The sequence below is a fragment of the Aminobacter sp. BA135 genome (assembly GCF_050859125.1).
Classification (GTDB): domain Bacteria; phylum Pseudomonadota; class Alphaproteobacteria; order Rhizobiales; family Rhizobiaceae; genus Aminobacter; species Aminobacter ciceronei.
On record NZ_CP139572.1, the window covers coordinates 4,283,535 to 4,303,565 of the forward strand.

Below are 20,031 nucleotides of genomic sequence, written 5' to 3' on the forward strand. Positions count from 1 at the left end.
GTCAACCTGCACAGTTGCACGAGGCCGTTGGCGCGGACCTCGCACCACAGGAAGAGGTTCCATGACGATACATCACAGTTACATCGGTTGCGACATCGCCAAGGCGATGATTGATGTCTTCGATCCGCTCAGCCGCCGTTTCAGCCGGGTGGCCAACGAGGCTGCGGCTCTGGCCCGCTTCGCTGCCGGCCTGGCACCAAACAGCTTTGTCGTCCTCGAGGCGACGGGGCACCATGACCGGGCTTTACGCCAGGCGCTCGCCAAGGCCGGCATCGCTTGCGTCCGCATCAATCCGATGACGGTGCGCCGTTTCGCCCAGGCGCGCGGCCACCTGGCCAAGACCGACCGCATCGATGCCCGCATCCTGAGCGAGATGGGGGCGATGTTCTGCCCCGATGCCGACACGCCGCCATGCCCCGGGCGTGAGCGGCTTGTTGCCCTTGCCCGCCGCCGCGACCAACTGGTCGCAGCGCGCGCGATCGAGCTGCGCCATCACGACGAAACCACCGACATCACCGTGCTTGCCGACATCGAAGCTGCAATCGTTGGCCTGTCCCAGCGCATCTCGGCCCTCGAGGCCGAGATCGCCAGCCATATCGAAACCCTGGACGAGCTTGCCGAACAGGCCGAGCGCCTGACCTCCGCTCCAGGCATCGGCAAGGTGACCGCCATCACCCTCTTGGCCCACATGCCTGAACTTGGAACCATCTCGCCCAAGGCCATCGCCAGCCTCGCCGGCCTTGCGCCTTGCAACAACGACAGCGGCACAAGGACCGGCCGGCGCAGCATCCGGGGCGGCCGGCCAAGGTTACGCCGGGCGCTCTATATGGCAGCCCTCGGCGCCATCCGCGCAAACCAGCGCTTCAAGGCCTTCTACCAGGCTATCGCCCAACGCTCCGGATCAAAGAAATGCGCAATCATCGCCGTCGCGCGAAAGCTCATCACAATCCTCAACGCCATGATCCGCGATCAAAAACACTTCGCTTGAACACAGTTGCCATGCCGTGACCTAGCGGCCGCGCCGAAGCGGTTCAGAACGCCTGCACTTTCCTCCACCCGCCTCCTCACCCTCACGGCATGGATTCCAGGGGCAAGCCTCTTGATGGCGAAGGGGGGGTGTCGCATGGCTTGCGGCCCCGGAACGGTCAATTTCCAGGCATGGAGAACCTCGTCCGCCGGCTCGGGCGTTGTCGCCGGCCAGCCCTTGGCCTAAGATAAGTCCGTCATGGAACTCCTCAGCTGCGAGGATGCAATGATCAAGCAGGCGCGCTTGTCGGTAACAGGGGCCTGGCCGGCGATAGCGGCCTGGTCGCTCCTCTGGCTTCTTGCGCTGCCGGCCCAGGCCAACGAGCTGGGCGATCTTGTCAGGAGCGGCGACGTCGCGGCGGTGACCTCGGCCCTGGACAAGGGTGCAGCCATCGACGAAATCGACGGCGTCACCGCACTCTACATCGCCTGCGAAACCGGAAATGCCGCGCTGGCCGAGCTGCTGATCACGCGTGGCGCGGACGTCAACCTGCCCGTCAGCTGGCAGCGAACGCCACTCTACGCCGCCAACAAGGCCGGCTTTGGCGACATCGTCAAACTGTTGCTCGGCCATGGCGCCGATCCAAATCAGCTGGCGAAAGCACAGACCCCGCTGCATGTGGCGGCCGAGACCGGCTGCCTTGCCTGCGTGACGTACCTTGTCGAGGCGGGAGCCGACGTCAATGCCCTGACGTCGAATGGAAGTCCGCCCATCCATCTGGCCAAGCTCGCCGGCCACGACGACGTCGTCGCCTATCTGCACGGCCATGGTGCCGCGGGGCCGACGATCCAGCCGATTTCGCCACGCCTTGCCTCGGCAGACGCACAATCGGGCAAGGACATTTTCGCCAAGACCTGCGCGGCCTGTCATCTCTCGGCGCCGGGGCTCAAGGTTCCGAAACGCGCCAATCTGTGGGGCATCGTCGGACGGCAGAAGGGGTCGCAGGGCGATGTCCAGTATTCGTCAAGCCTGAAGCAGGCCGGCGGCGTCTGGGGCTTCGAGGATCTCAATTCTTTCATCTCGAACCCCGCCCTCACCTTGCCTGGAACAGACATGTCGTTCCCGGGACTGGCGGACGAAAATCAGCGCGCCGACCTCATCGCCTATCTCAGGAGCTTGAGCGAGACACCGCTGCCGCTGCCCGACAAGTGATTGCCCGACAGGCCGAACCTGTCGACCCATGTCGGCATCGGCAGGTGCTGCTTGCCACCCTTTGCGGTCGCGGCGCGGGCCTGCGCCGCCACCGGTAAGCTGGAGACCCCCTGCAGCCTCCTCCACCCGCCCCTTCACGCTCACGGCATCGATCCTCGGGTCAAGCCTCTGGGATGACGAAGTGGAGAGGCTGTTCTCGGCGACGAATTGGATAGCCCACGCTCGCGGCAATCACTGAGCCTGCGACCACCCACCCCTTCGTCATCCCAAGGCGAAGCGACGTCGCGGAGACCCGGGGATGCATGCCGTGACATCGCCGCCGGGCTCAAATGGTCAAGAACGCGTGCTCTTTCTGCACTCGCCCCACATTCCTCACCCTCACGGCATGGCAACTGTGTTCAAGCGAGCAAACAAGTGCTCTTTCTTCCGCCATCTCCGCATTCCTCACCTTCACGGCATGGATCCAAGGGTCTCCGCGACGGAGCTGCGCTCCTGCTCCGCCCTAGGATGACGAAGGACGGGGGGCGTCGCAGGAGTGATGTTCGACTGCCCGAGCGGCCTCTCCAATTCGTCATCCTAGGGCGGAGCAGGAGCGCAGCGACGCGGAGACCCTGGGATCCTGTGTGTTGCGCTTGGTGTAGAATGAATGCGGGAAGGAGGCCGTCAGGATCCTGGTCGTCGTGCTGAACACGACAGACCGCGGCTTGGCTCGGCTCCCTTCCCGCACCACCTGCCGTCAACCTGCACAGTTGCACGAGGCCGTTGGCGCGGACCTCGCACCACAGGAAGAGGTTCCATGACGATACATCACAGTTACATCGGTTGCGACATCGCCAAGGCGATGATTGATGTCTTCGATCCGCTCAGCCGCCGTTTCAGCCGGGTGGCCAACGAGGCTGCGGCTCTGGCCCGCTTCGCTGCCGGCCTGGCACCAAACAGCTTTGTCGTCCTCGAGGCGACGGGGCACCATGACCGGGCTTTACGCCAGGCGCTCGCCAAGGCCGGCATCGCTTGCGTCCGCATCAATCCGATGACGGTGCGCCGTTTCGCCCAGGCGCGCGGCCACCTGGCCAAGACCGACCGCATCGATGCCCGCATCCTGAGCGAGATGGGGGCGATGTTCTGCCCCGATGCCGACACGCCGCCATGCCCCGGGCGTGAGCGGCTTGTTGCCCTTGCCCGCCGCCGCGACCAACTGGTCGCAGCGCGCGCGATCGAGCTGCGCCATCACGACGAAACCACCGACATCACCGTGCTTGCCGACATCGAAGCTGCAATCGTTGGCCTGTCCCAGCGCATCTCGGCCCTCGAGGTCGAGATCGCCAGCCATATCGAAACCCTGGACGAGCTTGCCGAACAGGCCGAGCGCCTGACCTCCGCTCCAGGCATCGGCAAGGTGACCGCCATCACCCTCTTGGCCCACATGCCTGAACTTGGAACCATCTCGCCCAAGGCCATCGCCAGCCTCGCCGGCCTTGCGCCTTGCAACAACGACAGCGGCACAAGGACCGGCCGGCGCAGCATCCGGGGCGGCCGGCCAAGGTTACGCCGGGCGCTCTATATGGCAGCCCTCGGCGCCATCCGCGCAAACCAGCGCTTCAAGGCCTTCTACCAGGCTATCGCCCAACGCTCCGGATCAAAGAAATGCGCAATCATCGCCGTCGCGCGAAAGCTCATCACAATCCTCAACGCCATGATCCGCGATCAAAAACACTTCGCTTGAACACAGTTGCCATGCCGTGACATCGCCGCCGGGCTCAAATGGTCAAGAACGCGTGCTCTTTCTGCACCCTGCATAACATTCCCCACCCTCGCGTCAGCGCGCAGACGGTACAGAACGCCTGTGGGCGGACCTGCAGCGCCGGCAGGCGGCCAGGGAGCTCATGCCTTGAATCGCAAAACCTCTCCAGCCCTTTGTTTTGATGCAATTTCTGGGAAAGGCGCGGCACAGTTTTCCTTCGCCTAGCCGAGCAGGTTGTCGGCGACGCGGGCAAAGACACGCGCCCCGATCGGGATCAGGTCGTCGGGAAAGTCATAGTCGGGATTGTGCAGCGACGGGTGCGTGGTGCCGGCGCCGAGGAAAAACATCGCCGAACTGGCCGAGCGGCCGAACAGCCCGAAATCTTCCGATGCCCGCATCGGCAACGCCTCTTCGCTGTGGCTTATGCCCTCCGTATCCAGCGCCTGCCTCAGATGCTCGACGGCGTCCTCGGCATTGACGCTGGCGACGAAGATCTCGTGGTAGCTGACGGCGTGGTCGAGGCCAGACGCCCCTGCCGTTTCAGCCACAAGCTGTTCGGCAGCCTGGCACAGGCTCGCCATGGCGTCGTCCTGCCGGGTCCTCAGGCACGCCCAGACCTCGGCATGTCCCGGCGCGATGCCGAACACCGCCTCGCCCATCGTCGCATGCGTGACGGTGACCATGCGAAAGCCGTCGTCGGCAAATGTCGCTCTGCCGAGGCCGGGAAATGCGGTGATCAGCTCCGCCACGGCGAGACGCGGCGAGGTGCCGGTCTCGGGCATCGAGGAATGCGCGGTCTTGCCCGTCAGCCGCACCCGCATGCCGCGCGAGGCGCAGTTGACCGTGCCGGCCTTGAGGCGGACGTCGCCGAGCGGCACGCCGGGCAGATTGTGCAGCGAAAAGGCGAAGTCGGGCGCGATCTCCTGATAACGCGGGTCGGCGACGACGGCGGCCGCCCCGTCGCCGGTTTCTTCGGCCGGCTGGAACATCAGCACGACACGGCCGCGCGCCGGGCGTTGCCGCCCGAAGCGCCGGCCGAGCCCGGCAACGATCGCCATATGCCCGTCATGGCCGCACATATGCGACTTGCCGGATACGCGCGAGGCATGCGCCACACCCGACAGCTCCTCGATCGGCAGCGCATCGAGCTCGCAGCGAAACAGCACCGTCGGCCCTGGTGCTGCACCGTCATAGACCAAAGCGACGCCGTGCCCGCCCATGCCGGTCAGCACCGTGTCGGGCCCGCTGTCGCTGAGGAACGACACCACGGCTGCAGCGGTGTTTTTTTCCTCGTTGGAGATCTCGGGATGCCGATGCAAATGCCTGCGCCATGCCGTCAGTTCGACAAGGTCGTGATTGGTCAGGGTCAATTCGAACTTCTCCCGCTGATATGCTGGTCGTGACGCCGGCCATGCCGGTCATGCCGGCCGCTCGATCGGCTCCGGCAGCTGCGACCGCCCTGCTCCACCCACGACCATAGCCGCTTCGGTTCGATCCTGCATGGTGGCGCAGCGGTTGCAACGCCTGTGCCAGCGCGAGGATGGCCGCGCTTGGCTCAAGCCGATTGGAGAGATCGGCCTTGTCGGCTTGAGCCAAGCGGCACGTTCCGAACGACGGCCCACATCGCGTATCGGCAAATCATGACGCCGGCCTGGCAAGCGAAAGGACGGCTGTGGCCATGGGACGAACACTCTGCTTGCCTGCGTCCCCGTGTGGGCGCAACGCGCCGCGCGCTATCCGCTTGCCCGCCATCCGCCTGCAGCTAGCTCATTCGGTCATCTGTCAGGCATCCAGCATGTGGCGTAGCATCCGGCCTGGTCACCCGAGGGATTGGGGGGCAAGATGGGCGTTGACGGGTTTCGAGCGGCGGGCGTCGTTGCGGTTCCAGTTGCGGCCGCGAACGCCCTGGGCCGGTCACTGGCGATACTCGCAGGCATGACGCTGCCTTGGGCTCCGTCGGCACATGCCACCGATGTAGACACCGCGATCGTGTTCGCAGTCGATGTCTCGGCATCCATCGATCCGACCACGGCCGCCCTGCAGCGCGACGGCCATGCCGCAGCGATCTCCTCACCCGAAGTTCTCGCGACCATTGCCCGCAGCCGTGGCGGCTGCATCGCCATCACCTATGTCGAATGGTCGAGCCAGGGACAAATGCGCCTGGTGGTGCCGTGGACAAGCGTCTGCGGCGGCGCGGACGCGCAAGCTGTCGCATCCGGCATCCGCAACGAGGGCGACAAGGGTCATGGATGTCATACCTATTGTGCGACATCGATTTCGTTCGCAATCGATCTGGGTGTTCTGCTGCTTGAGAGCTACCCTGGGCATGCTGCCCGCAAGATCATCGACATCTCGGCCAACGGCACCAACAATGACGGCGTGCCGGTTGAAGAAAGCCGGCTGCGGGCGATCGCCAATGGCTGCACGATCAACGCAATCGCTCTGCCGGAAGTGATACGCGGCATTCCGCGCGATCTCACCCGGTATTTCGCCGACAGCGTCATTGGCGGTCCAAACGCCTTCGTCATGCCGCTGTCCAGCCCGCGCGACTATGCGCTGGCGCTCAGGTGGAAGATGGTGAGAGAAATAAGCCAGTCGACCAGCTCGCCCGGCAACACAATGCTCGCCCACCGCTAGTTGGCCCGCGCAATACCAGGACCAGCGCTATTCCAGGACGGGCGCAATTCCACGAAAAGCGCGTCGCGGTTTTGAAGCATGTCGAGAAGGCGGCGGCGAACACGGCCGACTGATAGCGTTGACGAATGCCGGCTCGATGGCGCTTCTCGTTTGCCCGGCCGCTAAATGGTAAAGTCACAAAAAGCCTAGCGGTCAGGTGCCGCGGCCGCCCAAGGTCAACCTAGATTGGGGGAGATGACCATGACTTTCGTGCGAACGGCGTCCACAGTGCTTGTTGCCATCCTAACAACATCATGCAGCAGAAATGATGCGGAAGAATACGTTGGCGTTCCTGCCACTTGCACCCAAGCCTATGAGCAAGGCTTCCTAGAAGTTTGCAGTGCAGTTCGGGCAATAAGCCCTGTTGTCTACGATGAGTTGCGCCGCAAACGCCAGTGCTGAAAACCCATTCGAACCCGCGATGAATTCCTTGAGAATTTCATCGTCTGGCGGAATTGACTTCGAGCACCGACATCGTTGAATCGACGCTGGCGTGTCGCTGACGTCTCATTCGCCAATGATGGCCCTGTACCGCTTCCACATGCCACGGTAAGCTTAAGCAAGCTACAGCTTGCGGACAATGTCGATAGTCGGCGATGGCACACCGGCGTTAATAAGATTCACAGGGGCCTTGTATTTCATTGCGAGCGTCACAAGTCCCTGTTCATGATCTCTGAAAAATAAAAGTCTTTCCTTATGCTTTGCTTGATACTGATTTGCCAGTTTTGCGCGTTGCCGCTCTAACCTGAATTTCTTCCACGCTCCATCGGCGCGCCAATCGAGACGAAGTATTACACCTGGGCTTAGCGGAAAAGGTACAACGGCGTAGCGATTGCCGAGCCCAAATCCATAGCCTTGAAGGTCTGCTGGACCACCGCCCTTGACCCAAAACATTGGATTGTCGCTTGTGACTAATTGCTCGTTGTCGCTGATTTCGAAGCTCCAGGTCATGCGCGTCATGAGGTGGGCCAAAGCCTCAGCTTGCTGAAATGCAAGGAGTCCAATGCGACGGTCGACATTCATCTTATACATTTCTTTATTGCGGAGTATTTCTCGAACGGCCGTATCAGCAGTTGAAATCTCGCCAGCCCTCTGCCTCCGCCGATATTCGCGCTCCATTTCAAGTTCGCCGCCCCATGACGCCATCTGGCCCATTAATTGAGCAAACTGCCGTAGCTGAGCCGGGCTCCGGGTGAACATCGTGGCCAAGAATACCGCAAAGTCGAGCTTCGTAACCTCTCCCAGCGGCCTGAAGCCCAACAATTCGGGATAGATTGCTGCGGCCTGCGACTCGATTGTGGCGAGCGTGTCCTCGATCAGGTCAATCCGAGAACCATCTTCACCTAGCGGCGTGTAGATATTCGTCTCGAAGGCTGTTTTTTCGGGCGTTGTCTTACGAGCGCTACCTGTAACGCAGTCGTGGGTCCAAAGCTCGCCATCGGGCTGAGTGAAATACCGCAGATAGAACCGCGGCACGACATGTTGTCGTTTAGTGCGCTCTCTCATCTCATCCCCACTCTTAGCACCCTTCGGCTCGCTAGCCTCATTATGCACGCATGCCCGAACGCTTCCTCTGCATTCATAAATCGTTAGAAACGCATCAGTGCGTTCCGAAGTCGTTGTAGGGTGTTTGGAGAACTACTGCAGCATAGATTTCGAGAAGCGCTTGACGCGTCTGGTCGACTTCCTCGACATACCGGTAGTTCATCGCGCGTATGCGCTTCTTGGCAGTCGCGAACTCTTGAATGAACTCCTCGGTCGATGCCACCACCTTGCGGCTGTCTTTCTTGGTGTAGGAAGCAGGAGGGAGCTTCAGCGCCTCTGCCACGAGCCGAAAAGCGAAGCTCGCCTGGTTGTGTCGAGAGCCCTCGCGGGTGTGTAGGAAAAACCGCTTCCGCAACCGATTCGAACGGCCTACGTAAAGCGGTTGATCGCCATCGCTGAAAAGATAGATTCCGCTCACTGGCATTTTGGTCGGTGGAGGAACGCCGGCATGAGGTGCCATCCCAACTAGTTGCTCAAATTTCGGATGTAGCCCTTCCACGAGTACACGAAAACGCTGGTCCACGCTGTCTCCCCTCTAGCAACCATTGGTGGGTGCCATGCCTGACTTCCCAAATCTCCCCTTCCGGCCAGGGTGCACAAGCACATGTCCACTTCGGGCGCAAATCGGTCATCTCGAAGCCAGCGCGCTAACGACCGAGAGAGAGTATCCTGCCAACCGGGAATGCACCTTCATATAGGCCATTCGCATTGTGACAAATTTCACCGAAAGCAAACGTAGCGGCGAACCCTTTCCGTTTGCCTTCTGTAAGAGAACACCTGCGATAATAGGGATACGGGCTTTGGCGGAATGCTTTGCGGTTGCTTCAGCAATTGAAGATGTCTGTCACATATTGAAATCGTGGCTAATTTTTGCTCAGCTTCACCGCCATCCCTATCGCCAATTTTAAAGTATGTCGAAACACATGCGTTGCATTTTTTGCAAGAATCCATCCTCATCCTCGAAAAGTGTCGAGCACGTCATTCCTGAATCCTTGGGAAACAAGCGACATGTCTTGCCGAGAGGCATCGTATGTGACGGCTGCAACAACTACTTTTCCAGAAAGGTCGAAAAGCCGTTTCTGGATCTACCAGCCGTTCGGCAATTGCGTTTCCACCAGGATCTTGAAAGCAAGCGCGGCAATATCCCACCGTTAAGTGGATTGATAACACCGGATATACCGGTGCTGCTTACACGATATCCTAAGTATGATTTTACCTCAGCCCAGGTGTCAGAGCCGGATCTCGCGAAGATTCTCCAGGCTAAAGAAGTAACCATGATGTTTCCACTAGTTGTCGATCTTACCGGTACGCCAATTGTCTCGCGATTCCTAGCAAAGATCGCGCTGGAAGCGATAGCCTTGCGTCTTGTCGAATTTCCTAAAGGTATTGCCTACCTTTGTGATGAGGTGCAACTGGATGTTCTACGCGATCATGCCAGAAAAGGTTATACTAACCATTGGCCCGTTCACGTCAGGACCATTTATCATCAAGACGGAAAGACTTTTGGGCCTAATGGCAATGCAGAACAGATCGTTCACGAATTCGATTTCCTTGTAAGCGATCAAGGCGAATGGTTCTTTGTCCTGGCAATATTTGGGGTAGAGTTTACGATCAACCTGGGAGGACCCGAAATTTCCGGCTATCGGCATTGGCTCGAGCAGACCGGCGGTATTAGTCCACTTTACACAGATAGGTATGGTGGCCTCGCAGCGATGCCAAAGTAGCAGCACCGCCACCATTGGTGGGCCCAACTACTGATCGAGAAACACTGCGATATCGGGATCTTCGTTCAAAGGAACAATGAACAGTGGCACACGGAGAGTCATGGCCGCACGATAGGCCGCAAGCACGGACCGCTCCTGATGTTCAGCGAGTTCCTTAGGCGATCGGAAGGGTCTTGTTCTCCGTCGATCCGACAAACGTCGCGACGCGATCTTTTCAGCGTCGTCGACCAGGACAACGAAGCGGGAAACATCGATAGCCGAAAAGACCGAGGGCGAAATTTCCACCAAACCATCAGGGGTGTCTATAACGGTGTGACCGTCGAGAACGATCAATCCTTCTTCCGGCGCGTATCTCAAGAAGCCGGATATCAGAAGGGCTTGGTTGTCGTCGATGTTTGCCTCACGCAGAACGTCGTGGGCGATAAGCTTACCTTGGCGCTCCTCCCTCTCCGCCTTGATGAGATCGCCGGCCTGCAAATGCTCGAAAACAAGTCCTCGTCGCACATCTTTGAGACGTGTCGACTTCCCGACGCCTGACAAACCCACCAAGGCAACAACCTTCCGCCTGCTCATACTTGAAATCCAACGTCGATCTGCGAAAGCAGGTCATCCAGTCGATGGCGCGGTATGCGAAAGATCGATTGAGGTGGATGTTCCGCTATCACCTTGCTCTCTTGAAGCTGCTTCAGCCCGATAGTCGGATCAATATAGGCGGCGAGCAGGTAGTTGATGACTTTGACGGGTGAACCGGCAGATGCTCGCCAGCCTTCAAGGTCCTTTTCGCTATATACCGAGCGTCCGCCTGTCATCTGGAGCAACTCCCGGGTGGATCGCGCAAGACGAACGTCCTCGAGTATTCCGATTGCCGACATTGCCTGCGACGGTGACAACGAAGATTTGCCTTTGTAGAAGAACAGGATTGAACCCGGCGGGCCTAAATTAGATGGCGCGCGGCACAGATAGACTTTTCGGATTGTGTTGCCCGGTCGCCGCGGGCCGCCTCCCAACCCGAGCCGTCCGAAGAGATCCAACTGAGTCTGCTGCTGCTTGAGGTCCGGATAGAGGATATCATGGTAGCCCTCTTTAATCGGGATGCCGAACGCCGCAGTCTCAGGGCCGACGGCGAAACGCGGATAATTCAACCGATGGACATCAAAGTGATTGTCGCCATCCATCGGCATGAGCGCGCGCGTGCCCATACGTTTTTCATAAATCCTCTCATCATCCTCCTTTGTCGCAGTGTGGGTGAAACCGAAATATTCAAGAAGGTCGATGAGGGACGTCTGACCCTGATATGTGGTTATATAGACCAAGTCATATTTGTTCTTTTGAGCAAACCAGAAAACCTTCTTCAAAAGCAGCTCACCGAGCTTAAGGCCGCGTCTCTCCGGCCGAACCTTGAACGTACAGATTTTCAGTATCTTGTTAGCCTTTTCAGTGGCGTCTGTGTCCGAGCCGGTCTCATCCTTTCTGACGAGAAGGCCGGCTATTCCGTCGTCTTCGATGATCCAACAAAGGCGCCGCTGCTTCACGCATTTTTCCGTCCACCATTTGTCAAAACCCGTATAGTCCTCGCGGAGGCTGTCAAAGATAGTGTCCGTCAAGGGTATCGCGTGAGCGACGACCTCATCGATGAAACGCACCGGCGTTTCAATTGGCTCATAGGTCGTTCGAAGGAGTTGAACGGCGTCTGCTACATAGAGCACCCGTCGACCGAGTTCTGGAGAATAGCGCCTGGCCCGCTCGTGGAGGCCTCGGTCCTGGCTGACAAGAAAGTCTACCGCACCGATGTAAAGGGCATGCAGCAGCGTCGCGTCGACTATATCGTTATGCTTCGGCAGAGGGCCGAATGCGTTCGAAAGCTCTGCCGCGGTCAAGCCGCGGACTTTTGATAAGGTTTGAAATTTACCGAGCTTGCTGAGGGATATCGCTCGGCGGGCTGAATTTTTGTCGCGGCCAACATCGTCGCGAGCCGCCTCATGCACGAAAATGTCAACCTTGTGCTTGGCAGCGATGCTTGTAAGTGCGGAAAAAGCCGGCTCTACGGTTTTATTGTCTTCCAGATGAATAATTACATTCGTATCAATTAGATATGTCTGTGTGCTCATTCCGGAGCGCCTTTTGAAGGTCAGGCTTCGCGTAGAGGAAAGACTGCGGAGCCTTAAATCCGAATCGCTCCCTCAGTTCTAGCAAGGTCAATGGCCTCGTGAATCGGCGCGGTGTCGACAGTCTTAGTGCAAAGCCTTCTTCCAGGCCACTAAAGTATTCGTCAAAATCTGCTTTCTTGATCGATGCAGATCGACCATGCATTTTCCAGAGGGCAGAGAGTGCAAGGCGTTCAACGCGCTCAATTTTTATAGCGCCCACCAAAGCCATTTCTGGCGAAGTAGAATAAATATATGCAGTAGCACCGGGAGCTACTGACAAGGGGAAACGCCTCCGCAGTTCGATGGTCTTTACGCCATCAAATATCTTGCCCGAATAGTTCGGTTTTATGCTGATTACGATATCCCGTTTTGGAAGGCGCGCGTCGTCGCGGTCGCCGAAAATGGGAAGAACATACTGTTCGTCGTCAGCGACTGCTCCGCCAATCTCGGCTTGGATCCGCACGCCGAATTCCGAATGGGCTGGAAACGCTGCATCAATTCGCAAACTGGCACCGAGGGCCTCGACATAGCGCTGCAACGAAGAGATTTGAACGTCTCCTCGTTGTTCGATCTTAGAGATCGCCGCTTGGCCGACTCCCAAACGTTTCGCCATCTCGAGTTGGGTAAAGCCCGCAGCCTGCCTCAACGCCCTGAGAGATTGGCCTACAACGCGTCCCGCGTCACCATTTCCTACCCTGACGGCATCGATGACTTCAGTTTCATGCGGCATCATTCCACCATCGTTTTCGAATCAGCTTAGCTCAATATTCCTTTAAAGGAATTATCTTCTTGTAACAGCGCAAACTGCTGAGCAGGCGGTTAGATCGACTACGAACCTGACCGACCGCTGCCCCCCCTTCACCCACCCACCCGCCTCCGCGCCGTCTGGATCCCCACATCGCTGCAGATCATCCAGGTCGGCGCGCAAATTGTCCGCCATGGTCAGGCGCTCGCGTTTGTGCGGGGTGATTTCGGCCAGCGCCCGGCCCTCGGCGCAGACGAGCTGCAGCACCTGGTAGCCGCGTTGGCCGACGAGGCGGCGGCAGCGGTCGAGTTCGTGGGCGGCGACGATGCGGGCGGCGAGCGGGTCGCCGCGGCCGCCGTCGACGCGGTCCAGCGCATGGTCGAGGCTGCGCACCGTGCCGCCGGCCTTTTCCCAACAAGCACGGAAGCGGTCGGCCGCCTGCTTTTGCGCGCGCGCCAGGAAGCCGCGGGCAAACAAGGTTTCGACGGCACTTTCCCTGATGTTCTTCTGCGCCGCGATGATGCGCGGAAACGCCTTTTCGCCGTCACGCGCCGGCCGCCAGTCGGGGTTTTCGACCTCGACAGTCACCACAGGGCTTGGCGGTTTCGGCTGTTTTTTCGCCCTGCCCGTGCCCGAAATGCTTTTGCCCGCCTTGCCCATGCCTGCCTCGCCTGCCTTGCTCATATTGGCCTTGCGCATAGTGGTCTCGCCCGCCTGGCTGGCGCCCGCCTTGCTCATGTTGTTCGGCCTGGCCCGGCTCATAGTGGTCTCGCCCGGGCGCGTTCGACGACGACAGGCTTGCGGCCGGGCCGAAACAGCCGCTCGGCCTCGGCCCGGGCAGCGGAAACCTTGTCGCGAAAGCCGCGGATGGTGCCGTTGAGGTGTTTTTCCTGGGCCTGGTAGGCGGCGATCAGCGCTTTTTCGCGCGAGGGGTAGCCCGCCGGCCGCGCGCCCGACATGACCGGCCAGTAGTCGGCCTTGTGGCTGTAGCGGACGAGCGCGCGCCAGGCGCCGTCGATCCATTCGGCCTTGGCATGGAAATGGTTCATCGCCGGCCTCCTGCCATATTGTCTCGGGGGATGTCGTCTCGGGGCATCTTGTCTCCTGGGGTCTTCTCTCCGCAGACCTTGTCTCCGAGGAACGAGAGGCGCGGCAGGGTGATGTTGGTGCTTGCGGCCGGCCGTAGTGCTGCCTTGGCGGCGGCGGAGCGGGCAAAGACCGGATCGCCGAGCACACGCGCGGTGAGGCCGCGGTCGTCGTCCGGCAGCTCGGCCAGGCGCGCGGCAAATTCGGCCCGGGTTACCCTGTCGTCCTGGCGGCGAAAGCCGGGGGCCACCGGTTGACAGCGCATAAGCTTGGCGTCGGCGCGCTTGCGCCGATAGTCCGGGTCGAGCCGGCAATGCACAGTGTCGGGCGAAAGGCCGAAGATTGTGGCGATCTGGTTGAACTTCATGCCGGATCCACGCATCCGGCCGGCGAGATCGAGGTCCCAGGCCATGGGTCGGGATGCCATGGGTCGGGATGTCATGGGCTCGGCTTGCTGGTGTTTCATTGTGCCCTCTTCAGCTGCGACAAGATCGTTTCCGACACCGGCACCTGCCAGCGCTCGGCCAAAGCCACCAGCTGCTCGAGCCCGTTGCGCTCGGCCTCGGCCAAAAGGTCGGCGCGGCCGTTGCGGATGGCGGCCTGCAGCAAGGGCAGCTTGAGGCACATGCGGGCGCGTTCGTCCGGCCGGGGTTCACGCCGCAGCGCCCTTGACGGCACAGGCAGGGCCTTGCGGCCGCGATGCGGCAGGATGCCGGCGATGCGGCGCGCCTCCTGGACGAATTCGGCCACCGATGGCGCAAACGTCCGGTTCTGGCCGTCGACGGCGCCCGTGGTGAAACGTTGTGCCGCCTCGATCACCGCCTGCGGCGCGACATCGGCAAGCACCGCCTCATAGGTCTGCATCGTCAGGTCGGCATTGCCCGCCGTCTGGGGGAAAGAATTCAACATTGCGGTGAGCGCCAAATAGGCTCTCTGGTCCATGGGAAGCTCCTAGTCGTTCCATTGCCACGTCGACGAAGTTGCGTTTGCGCTGGGGTGGTGCTGTGGGGCGCGGGCGGCGCTCGGCGGCATTGCGGCACCAGTTGCGCCAGGTCGCCGGCCAGTCGAGCTTGACGCCCCTCTGCCCGGCCTGCGAAATCCAGTAGTCGCGGAATTTCTCCGCCTCGCGTGCCGCCTCCCCAGGCGAAAGCCCAGCTTTGGCCGCGTCGTCGAAATCAGGGATGAAGCTCTGGGGCAGCCGGCTGCCGCGCTTTCTGCAAGAAACTTCGGTTTCTCTGGGTCTGGTCTCTGGCTTCTGGCTGGCAGTGCCAACGCTGTGCGGCAGCACTGCATCGGCATCCGAGGCCCCTTGATTGTGCTCGGCTTTCCGCCAGCGCGCCTGGGCCGCCTGTTTGCCGGCCAGCGACTTTTCCGAACGGATGGCGCATTCCCTGGCGACACGCCCGTTCCACAGCCCGCCGTCGATGCGGCGGATCTTGCCGTCACTGACCAGGCTTTCGAGTGCTGCCTTGAAGGCAGCGCTCGAGGCGCCGCACAATCTGGCGAGGCGGAGATGGTCTTCCGGCACGGGCGCGCCGCGCTCATACATCGAGGCCACCAGCGTGATGTAGATGCCGGTTTCAGCGGCACCCATGCCGCGTGTGCCGGCGAGCCAGTCCGAGGCAAAAAAACGAACCCAGGGCATGTCGCTCATGCGGCCACCTCCGGCTGGATCAGCACGACGCAGCGCGGGCCGTCTTCAGCCCGTTTGTCGCCTGCAACCCATTCAACCGTCAGCCGGCGAACCAGGCCGTCGATCAGGCCATGCGCGGTCAGCGTATCGAGAATGCACCGGCCGTAATCGGCGGCGTCGCCGCAGCCGGCCTCAGCGCGGGCGCCAGATGCGGCGAGGCGGACATAGACGGCGACCGGCCCCTTGAGCCGGCGCGGCCGCTGGCCTGACAGGGCGGCCTCGAGGTCGGCGCGCCGGTCGCGCGCTGACGGCACACGGCCCCTGCCCCTGGTGATGTCCAGCTCGAGCCGGATCATCGGATGGTCCCCGCCTGTCGTGCGGTGCCGGCCGGCGTGTCGAGCTCGAAGCCGCCCGCGGGGCGGACAACGTGCCGAGGGCGGCACAGGCGGCGCGACGGCGCTGCGCGGCCGGCCGATTTCAGCGCCGCGCGGCGCCGGTCTTTGCAGGATGTGAACATGGGCGAATGATTTCCATAACGGAAATCATTCGTCAAGCAATTATTTCCAATTTGGAAATTTTGCGCTTTCCGTTCTGGAAAGCTACATTTTGGCCATGACAGATTTCGAGGCGCCGCGGCTCTATATCGAAGAATGGATGGCGACCGTTCCTGGCCTGGACAGGAAGCGGCTGGCCGAGCGCATGAAGGTCGCCGGCGGCACCATCAGCAAGAAGCTCGCCAGGCCTGAAAACATCGACGGCGTCTGGCTGGCGCAGTTTGCGGCAGCGCTCGAACTTGCGAGCCCGATCGAGCTTTACCGCGATCCCTCGGCTGCTGCCGTGACCTCGCCGGAGAGCAAGCTGCGCGCTGCCCTGCTGGCCTTCGGTGTCGACAAGGACGACCTCGGCAAGGCGATTGCCGTGGTCAAGGGTTTCCTCGATGACGACGGCGAACGATCAGCACAAGCCCTTCCCGGTGATCGATCTGCACCCGCCAGTCGCCGCCGTGCAAAAGAGCCATCGCGGTAGAGATCTCGGCTGCCTTGCGTTTGACCACCATCATCGGATCAAGCGGGGCTGTGGCGTGCGCGGCATCGCGCAGCCCGGCGACGATCTCGTCATTGCGGGATCGGTAGCGCGCCTTGATCTGATGTCTGATCGCCATCCCGGCTCCCTTTTTCTGCGGATAGGAACATTTTCCTTGATGTAGAGTCAAGAACATCAGAGGAAAATATTCCCCTTTTCCCCGATTGTGACTTCAGGCGAAAGGTGATTGGATCAGGCTGGTCGATTTGGGGGGCTGAGCTGTCAATGTCCTGGTGGAAGACCGTCACCGTTGCTGTTGCTGCTTTGGGATCCTTGCTTCTGGTCGAGGTCCTGTCGGGCGGTTTCGACGCTGTATCAGGCGACTATTTCCTGAAACAACCGGCTGGCCGCCCCTCCGCGGAAGATGTGTTCTCCGACCTTCGAAGCCAGGGCTACCGCATGTACGACACGATCAAGCAGGAGCTGCCGGATGCGTATGTCGCGCTGAAAAGCGAGATGGAGGCGATCGCGGCGAGGAGCGCGACAGCCGCCGAGGCCAGAGACGAGACCCTGCAGGCGGTCGTGGCCGTTCGCCGCAGGCACGCGCAATCGATCTATCGGGCGCCTGATGACAGCCTCTATCCTGCCATCAAGTCGCAGCTCGACCTGCTCGAACTTGTCGATGCCAGGGAGAACGCGGCGACCTGCGCCAGCTTTGTCGTCAGTGGCGGCGCAGCCCTGGGCAGACCGAACCAGCACTATCTCCTGGCTTTCGATGCCATTGCCGCCGATGTGTTCCAGGCGATCGGTGCGGCGCGGGAAAACCCGCAGCCGACCGAAGCGTCCACGGACGCCGATTGGGAAGAGCTTTACAAGACCATGACCGCCCAGGGCGCAACGACGGATGATATCAGATCGCTCACCGCCCTCGACCCCAGGGACGAAAATTTGTGCAAGGTGATGAAACTGTTCCTACGCGGTATACTGGCGGTTGAAGCGCCGGGCGGGCGGCGGCTGCGCGCCGAGATTGCCTATGGCATTGCCGTCAACTAGCCAGGCGCCCCTGCCCTGGCCTTTCCATAAGCCGATTCGCGGCATCCGCCGCTGCTGATCTCCACGTTGATTTCCATTTTGGAAATCAACGATTGACAAGACTATTTCCATAACGGAAACTTCCTCCATCGTCTTTGGGATGGAGCAAGCGATGAACGCCAGCAAAGCCTTTGCCGAACAATGCGGTTATGCCGGCCAGAGCCCTGCCATGCTCGCCGCCTTCGAAACCATCCGCCGCTCCGGCATCGCCGAGGCGCGGGCGGCGCATTTTGCCCGCAAGGGGTTCACCGACGCCCTCGTCCGGGATCCCGGGCTGTGTCAGGCGCTGATCCATCCGGCCGAGACGGTCGAGGAGGCGCTCGAAGACATCAAGGCCTTCATCCTCCGCTGCCGCGCCATGCCGACATGGCGCCGGCACAACCACGCAGCAGCGCTCCGCAAGGCCAAGGCGATGCGCCTTCACCTCCGCTTCTTCCGCCGCTTCGCCGACCGGATCCTGGCGCGCCAGGCCGCCTGATGGATTTCGGCTATGCGGATGGCGCTTGATGGACCCTGTTCCGGCGCGCGGCAAGGCAGCAGAAAGACCGCGCTCGGCTCACTGCTCAGGGCCGCATCGCCGCATTGAAAAGGCCTATGCCGACGACAGTCAGCAAGGCGAGAGCGCCAAGCCCGCCAACAATGATGCACCACATGGCGCGGCCATGTTCCTGGAGCCTCGGATTCGCCTTGATCATGCGGAGGGCGCGCATGCCCTGGTACGGCGCGAAACAGGACCCGAAACCGGCGAGCCGGATAACCGAAAAGACGATGCCGCGCGTCAGCATCCGGTCGAGCCTTGTCTGCTCGGCCGTCACACTTGAAATATCAGCAACCATGAGCCCCCTCCTGGAAACGGCAAGGTAATCCGGGCCGGCAAATCATGGCAACGCGGAAACGGTATCTTCGCCGATGTCGGGCGCGCCGATGCCAGGCCCTGCCATCCGGATCAGAGGCCGCTCGCTACTGATCGTGAAGGCGAATACCAAGGCTGCGATTAGGGCGGCAGCCGTCGAATTTATGACAGACGCTTCCCCTGCTCGCGCCTTTAGCAGGGCTCAGGCTTGTGTTTGGGACAATGCCTGCTCTGCCCACCGTCGACATCTGTCACGAGAAACGCAGGGTTTCGTGTCCAATCTTCGCCCGCAGGAGTATTTTCCTCGTCTGACCAGTCAATCATCGACACCTCGGACAATGCAAAATCGCGGCTCCATTTTTGGGAACCGTCCGGGTAGGTGATCCGTAGTTGAATACTGTCAGCCCCGCTGCTGCGAAGGCCTGTAACTGTTCCGCGGTCTTGATTAAGCGCCACATTCCCCTCCCAATATTCGACAGCAACCCAAGGAATATTAGCTCGGCTAAGTCACCAGCGGTTGCTCCGGCGCGCCGTCCAGGCTTGCCCTTTTCCGCCGCGACGATGACATCGGCCCAGACCTAGTTCTAGCAGCCGCGGCCAGCCATGCACTGCCCAACCACATCCCATACAGCTCCCTGAATTTGGTCTGTCGACAACAGATCATTCGATGGAGCCGGAGCCGCCGGTGCCAACACCAGACGATTGCCGTCCGCCTCACGCAGCCTGAGCGACAACCGCCCGTCCGTGGAGGACGTGGCAGGTATCTTCGATGTATCAACGTTCGTTTTGCACGTGCATGAGCACGTTCCATCGTTGCCCCAGGAGAGCCGACACTGAGCCTCGGCCACTTCTGTCGGACAGTAGAGCAGGCAGATTTCGTCAGCAGACGCGACAAACGAAATGCACGCGAACAGTGCAGCAAGGACAATGCGCTTCATCGATGGGCCCCCAAGGTCGAAAAATTGCGCTCAGTCGAATGCAGCACCAAAAATGACTTTCGGCAAGTGAGTATTGCTGTGACAAGCTGATTCAAAAAGAGCAGGTCGGCGGACAGCCTAGTCTGTCGGATCACTCTCGCTAACCCCTCTGCCGATCGGCATCTTGAATATACAGGCCTCGGGGCATTGGGTTGCTCTATCTGAAAACGATCAATGCTAATCAAGCGTGGCTCTACGTGCCAAGAGGACCCGAGCCCAGGGATCGACGCCTCTGGAGCTCAGGCTTGGGGCGATGCGCGCCGCCATCAGTGCCTGGACGCAAGGCCGTATTCAAATATCAGGTCGAGCAGTCGGTGGCCGAAAACCCGTCTTGCCCGGCGGTCAACGATGACCACCAGGAATACGTCGGCTGTGTCGGTTGCGATCACCACGTGATCGTAACGCTGAGAGGCATCCCGATACACATAATCCACATCCCTGATGGCAAGCACCCCGAGACTTCTGGGGTCGAGCAGGTCGACATAGGGCCAGACGTCGGCAACTGGCTGCTGCGCGGACGTCACGTCGCTCATCGAGCCACGGCTGCAGTCGAGAAACTCGCTTTCGGTCAGTTCACGAAGTTGTATTTCAGGCATGAGATTCCCAGGAC

At 60.6% G+C, this 20,031-nt stretch carries 22 protein-coding genes; 8 read left to right on the forward strand and 14 right to left on the reverse strand.

The annotated features are described in order from the left end of the window. The first annotated feature begins 61 nt into the window (after positions 1–61). From SLT36_RS20830 to SLT36_RS20840, 3 genes are all read left to right on the forward strand, one after another. Positions 62–988, forward strand: a complete 927-nt coding sequence (locus SLT36_RS20830) for an IS110 family transposase (RefSeq protein ID WP_432284228.1) — start codon at positions 62–64, stop codon at positions 986–988. A gap of 237 nt (positions 989–1,225) precedes the next feature. After that, positions 1,226–2,179, forward strand: a complete 954-nt coding sequence (locus SLT36_RS20835) for an ankyrin repeat domain-containing protein (RefSeq protein WP_432284229.1) — start codon at positions 1,226–1,228, stop codon at positions 2,177–2,179. A gap of 796 nt (positions 2,180–2,975) precedes the next feature. Next, positions 2,976–3,902 carry an IS110 family transposase gene (locus tag SLT36_RS20840; RefSeq protein WP_432284230.1) on the forward strand — a complete coding sequence of 309 codons (927 nt, stop codon included), beginning with the start codon at positions 2,976–2,978 and terminating at the stop codon, positions 3,900–3,902. A gap of 239 nt (positions 3,903–4,141) precedes the next feature. Here the strand turns inward: SLT36_RS20840 and SLT36_RS20845 are convergent, their stop codons facing one another. After that, positions 4,142–5,290, reverse strand: a complete 1,149-nt coding sequence (locus SLT36_RS20845) for an amidohydrolase (protein ID WP_432284231.1) — start codon at positions 5,288–5,290, stop codon at positions 4,142–4,144. A gap of 565 nt (positions 5,291–5,855) precedes the next feature. Here SLT36_RS20845 and SLT36_RS20850 point away from each other — a divergent pair. Then, positions 5,856–6,557 carry a DUF1194 domain-containing protein gene (locus tag SLT36_RS20850; RefSeq protein ID WP_432284232.1) on the forward strand — a complete coding sequence of 234 codons (702 nt, stop codon included), beginning with the start codon at positions 5,856–5,858 and terminating at the stop codon, positions 6,555–6,557. A gap of 603 nt (positions 6,558–7,160) precedes the next feature. Here SLT36_RS20850 and SLT36_RS20855 read toward each other — a convergent pair. Both SLT36_RS20855 and SLT36_RS20860 read right to left on the reverse strand, forming a co-directional pair. Then, entirely contained in the window at positions 7,161–8,102 is a 942-nt protein-coding gene (locus SLT36_RS20855) for a DUF4238 domain-containing protein (protein ID WP_432284233.1), read from the reverse strand. 94 nt (positions 8,103–8,196) lie between these two features. Beyond that, positions 8,197–8,664 carry a hypothetical protein gene (locus SLT36_RS20860; protein ID WP_432284234.1) on the reverse strand — a complete coding sequence of 156 codons (468 nt, stop codon included), beginning with the start codon at positions 8,662–8,664 and terminating at the stop codon, positions 8,197–8,199. A 400-nt stretch (positions 8,665–9,064) separates the two neighbouring features. Between SLT36_RS20860 and SLT36_RS20865 the strand changes: the two genes are divergently transcribed. Beyond that, entirely contained in the window at positions 9,065–9,865 is an 801-nt protein-coding gene (locus SLT36_RS20865; RefSeq protein WP_432284235.1) for an HNH endonuclease, read from the forward strand. 27 nt (positions 9,866–9,892) lie between these two features. On the opposite strand, the gene SLT36_RS20870 is transcribed toward SLT36_RS20865, so the two are convergent. The 9 genes from SLT36_RS20870 to SLT36_RS20910 are packed head-to-tail and all read right to left on the reverse strand — an operon-like array spanning position 9,893 to position 15,832. After that, a complete protein-coding gene (locus tag SLT36_RS20870; protein WP_432284236.1) occupies positions 9,893–10,438 on the reverse strand; it encodes an ATP-binding protein in 546 nt (181 codons plus the stop codon). After that, the gene (locus SLT36_RS20875; protein WP_432284237.1) at positions 10,435–11,973 is read right to left on the reverse strand and encodes a GNAT family N-acetyltransferase; all 1,539 of its coding nucleotides are present in this window, start codon (positions 11,971–11,973) and stop codon (positions 10,435–10,437) included. Before SLT36_RS20875 ends, SLT36_RS20870 begins: the two co-directional genes overlap by 4 nt. Beyond that, entirely contained in the window at positions 11,948–12,742 is a 795-nt protein-coding gene (locus SLT36_RS20880; protein WP_432288424.1) for a helix-turn-helix domain-containing protein, read from the reverse strand. Before SLT36_RS20880 ends, SLT36_RS20875 begins: the two co-directional genes overlap by 26 nt. A 51-nt stretch (positions 12,743–12,793) precedes the next feature. Then, the gene (locus SLT36_RS20885) at positions 12,794–13,495 is read right to left on the reverse strand and encodes a hypothetical protein (protein ID WP_432284238.1); all 702 of its coding nucleotides are present in this window, start codon (positions 13,493–13,495) and stop codon (positions 12,794–12,796) included. 20 nt (positions 13,496–13,515) lie between these two features. Beyond that, the gene (locus tag SLT36_RS20890) at positions 13,516–13,806 is read right to left on the reverse strand and encodes a hypothetical protein (protein ID WP_432284239.1); all 291 of its coding nucleotides are present in this window, start codon (positions 13,804–13,806) and stop codon (positions 13,516–13,518) included. Next, positions 13,803–14,309 carry a hypothetical protein gene (locus tag SLT36_RS20895; RefSeq protein WP_432284240.1) on the reverse strand — a complete coding sequence of 169 codons (507 nt, stop codon included), beginning with the start codon at positions 14,307–14,309 and terminating at the stop codon, positions 13,803–13,805. Before SLT36_RS20895 ends, SLT36_RS20890 begins: the two co-directional genes overlap by 4 nt. Next, positions 14,306–14,752, reverse strand: coding sequence for a hypothetical protein (locus SLT36_RS20900; RefSeq protein ID WP_432284241.1), 447 nt, complete (start codon positions 14,750–14,752; stop codon positions 14,306–14,308). The genes SLT36_RS20895 and SLT36_RS20900 overlap by 4 nt, the downstream gene beginning before the upstream one ends. Beyond that, on the reverse strand, positions 14,694–15,497 hold the full coding sequence (locus tag SLT36_RS20905) for a YdaU family protein (protein WP_432284242.1): 804 nt from the start codon (positions 15,495–15,497) through the stop codon (positions 14,694–14,696). The genes SLT36_RS20900 and SLT36_RS20905 overlap by 59 nt, the downstream gene beginning before the upstream one ends. Further along, complete coding sequence (locus SLT36_RS20910) at positions 15,494–15,832, reverse strand: hypothetical protein (RefSeq protein WP_432284243.1); 339 nt, start codon at positions 15,830–15,832, stop codon at positions 15,494–15,496. Before SLT36_RS20910 ends, SLT36_RS20905 begins: the two co-directional genes overlap by 4 nt. Positions 15,833–16,088: 256 nt before the next feature. Between SLT36_RS20910 and SLT36_RS20915 the strand changes: the two genes are divergently transcribed. The 3 genes from SLT36_RS20915 (at position 16,089) to SLT36_RS20925 (ending at position 18,069) form a co-directional block, all read left to right on the forward strand. Continuing rightward, a complete protein-coding gene (locus tag SLT36_RS20915; protein WP_432284244.1) occupies positions 16,089–16,502 on the forward strand; it encodes a hypothetical protein in 414 nt (137 codons plus the stop codon). Positions 16,503–16,784: 282 nt separating this feature from the next. Next, entirely contained in the window at positions 16,785–17,552 is a 768-nt protein-coding gene (locus tag SLT36_RS20920) for a hypothetical protein (protein ID WP_432284245.1), read from the forward strand. A 151-nt stretch (positions 17,553–17,703) separates the two neighbouring features. After that, on the forward strand, positions 17,704–18,069 hold the full coding sequence (locus SLT36_RS20925; protein WP_432284246.1) for a hypothetical protein: 366 nt from the start codon (positions 17,704–17,706) through the stop codon (positions 18,067–18,069). A gap of 85 nt (positions 18,070–18,154) precedes the next feature. Here SLT36_RS20925 and SLT36_RS20930 read toward each other — a convergent pair whose 3' ends face one another. Next, positions 18,155–18,427 carry a hypothetical protein gene (locus tag SLT36_RS20930; RefSeq protein WP_432284247.1) on the reverse strand — a complete coding sequence of 91 codons (273 nt, stop codon included), beginning with the start codon at positions 18,425–18,427 and terminating at the stop codon, positions 18,155–18,157. Between the two features lie 1,260 nt (positions 18,428–19,687). Next, positions 19,688–20,017 carry a hypothetical protein gene (locus SLT36_RS20935; protein ID WP_432284248.1) on the reverse strand — a complete coding sequence of 110 codons (330 nt, stop codon included), beginning with the start codon at positions 20,015–20,017 and terminating at the stop codon, positions 19,688–19,690. Between the last annotated feature and the right edge of the window lie 14 nt (positions 20,018–20,031).

Coding starts and splice junctions, on each gene's coding strand:
- SLT36_RS20830 (WP_432284228.1), top strand. CDS start 62: ATGACGATACATCACAGTTACATCGGTTGCGACATCGCCAAGGCGATG.
- SLT36_RS20835 (WP_432284229.1), top strand. CDS start 1,226: ATGGAACTCCTCAGCTGCGAGGATGCAATGATCAAGCAGGCGCGCTTG.
- SLT36_RS20840 (WP_432284230.1), top strand. CDS start 2,976: ATGACGATACATCACAGTTACATCGGTTGCGACATCGCCAAGGCGATG.
- SLT36_RS20850 (WP_432284232.1), top strand. CDS start 5,856: ATGACGCTGCCTTGGGCTCCGTCGGCACATGCCACCGATGTAGACACC.
- SLT36_RS20855 (WP_432284233.1), bottom strand. CDS start 8,102: ATGAGAGAGCGCACTAAACGACAACATGTCGTGCCGCGGTTCTATCTG.
- SLT36_RS20865 (WP_432284235.1), top strand. CDS start 9,065: ATGCGTTGCATTTTTTGCAAGAATCCATCCTCATCCTCGAAAAGTGTC.
- SLT36_RS20870 (WP_432284236.1), bottom strand. CDS start 10,438: ATGAGCAGGCGGAAGGTTGTTGCCTTGGTGGGTTTGTCAGGCGTCGGG.
- SLT36_RS20875 (WP_432284237.1), bottom strand. CDS start 11,973: ATGAGCACACAGACATATCTAATTGATACGAATGTAATTATTCATCTG.
- SLT36_RS20880 (WP_432288424.1), bottom strand. CDS start 12,742: ATGCCGCATGAAACTGAAGTCATCGATGCCGTCAGGGTAGGAAATGGT.
- SLT36_RS20885 (WP_432284238.1), bottom strand. CDS start 13,495: ATGAGCAAGGCGGGCGCCAGCCAGGCGGGCGAGACCACTATGCGCAAG.
- SLT36_RS20890 (WP_432284239.1), bottom strand. CDS start 13,806: ATGAACCATTTCCATGCCAAGGCCGAATGGATCGACGGCGCCTGGCGC.
- SLT36_RS20895 (WP_432284240.1), bottom strand. CDS start 14,309: ATGAAACACCAGCAAGCCGAGCCCATGACATCCCGACCCATGGCATCC.
- SLT36_RS20900 (WP_432284241.1), bottom strand. CDS start 14,752: ATGTTGAATTCTTTCCCCCAGACGGCGGGCAATGCCGACCTGACGATG.
- SLT36_RS20905 (WP_432284242.1), bottom strand. CDS start 15,497: ATGAGCGACATGCCCTGGGTTCGTTTTTTTGCCTCGGACTGGCTCGCC.
- SLT36_RS20910 (WP_432284243.1), bottom strand. CDS start 15,832: ATGATCCGGCTCGAGCTGGACATCACCAGGGGCAGGGGCCGTGTGCCG.
- SLT36_RS20915 (WP_432284244.1), top strand. CDS start 16,089: ATGACAGATTTCGAGGCGCCGCGGCTCTATATCGAAGAATGGATGGCG.
- SLT36_RS20920 (WP_432284245.1), top strand. CDS start 16,785: ATGTCCTGGTGGAAGACCGTCACCGTTGCTGTTGCTGCTTTGGGATCC.
- SLT36_RS20925 (WP_432284246.1), top strand. CDS start 17,704: ATGAACGCCAGCAAAGCCTTTGCCGAACAATGCGGTTATGCCGGCCAG.
- SLT36_RS20930 (WP_432284247.1), bottom strand. CDS start 18,427: ATGGTTGCTGATATTTCAAGTGTGACGGCCGAGCAGACAAGGCTCGAC.
- SLT36_RS20935 (WP_432284248.1), bottom strand. CDS start 20,017: ATGCCTGAAATACAACTTCGTGAACTGACCGAAAGCGAGTTTCTCGAC.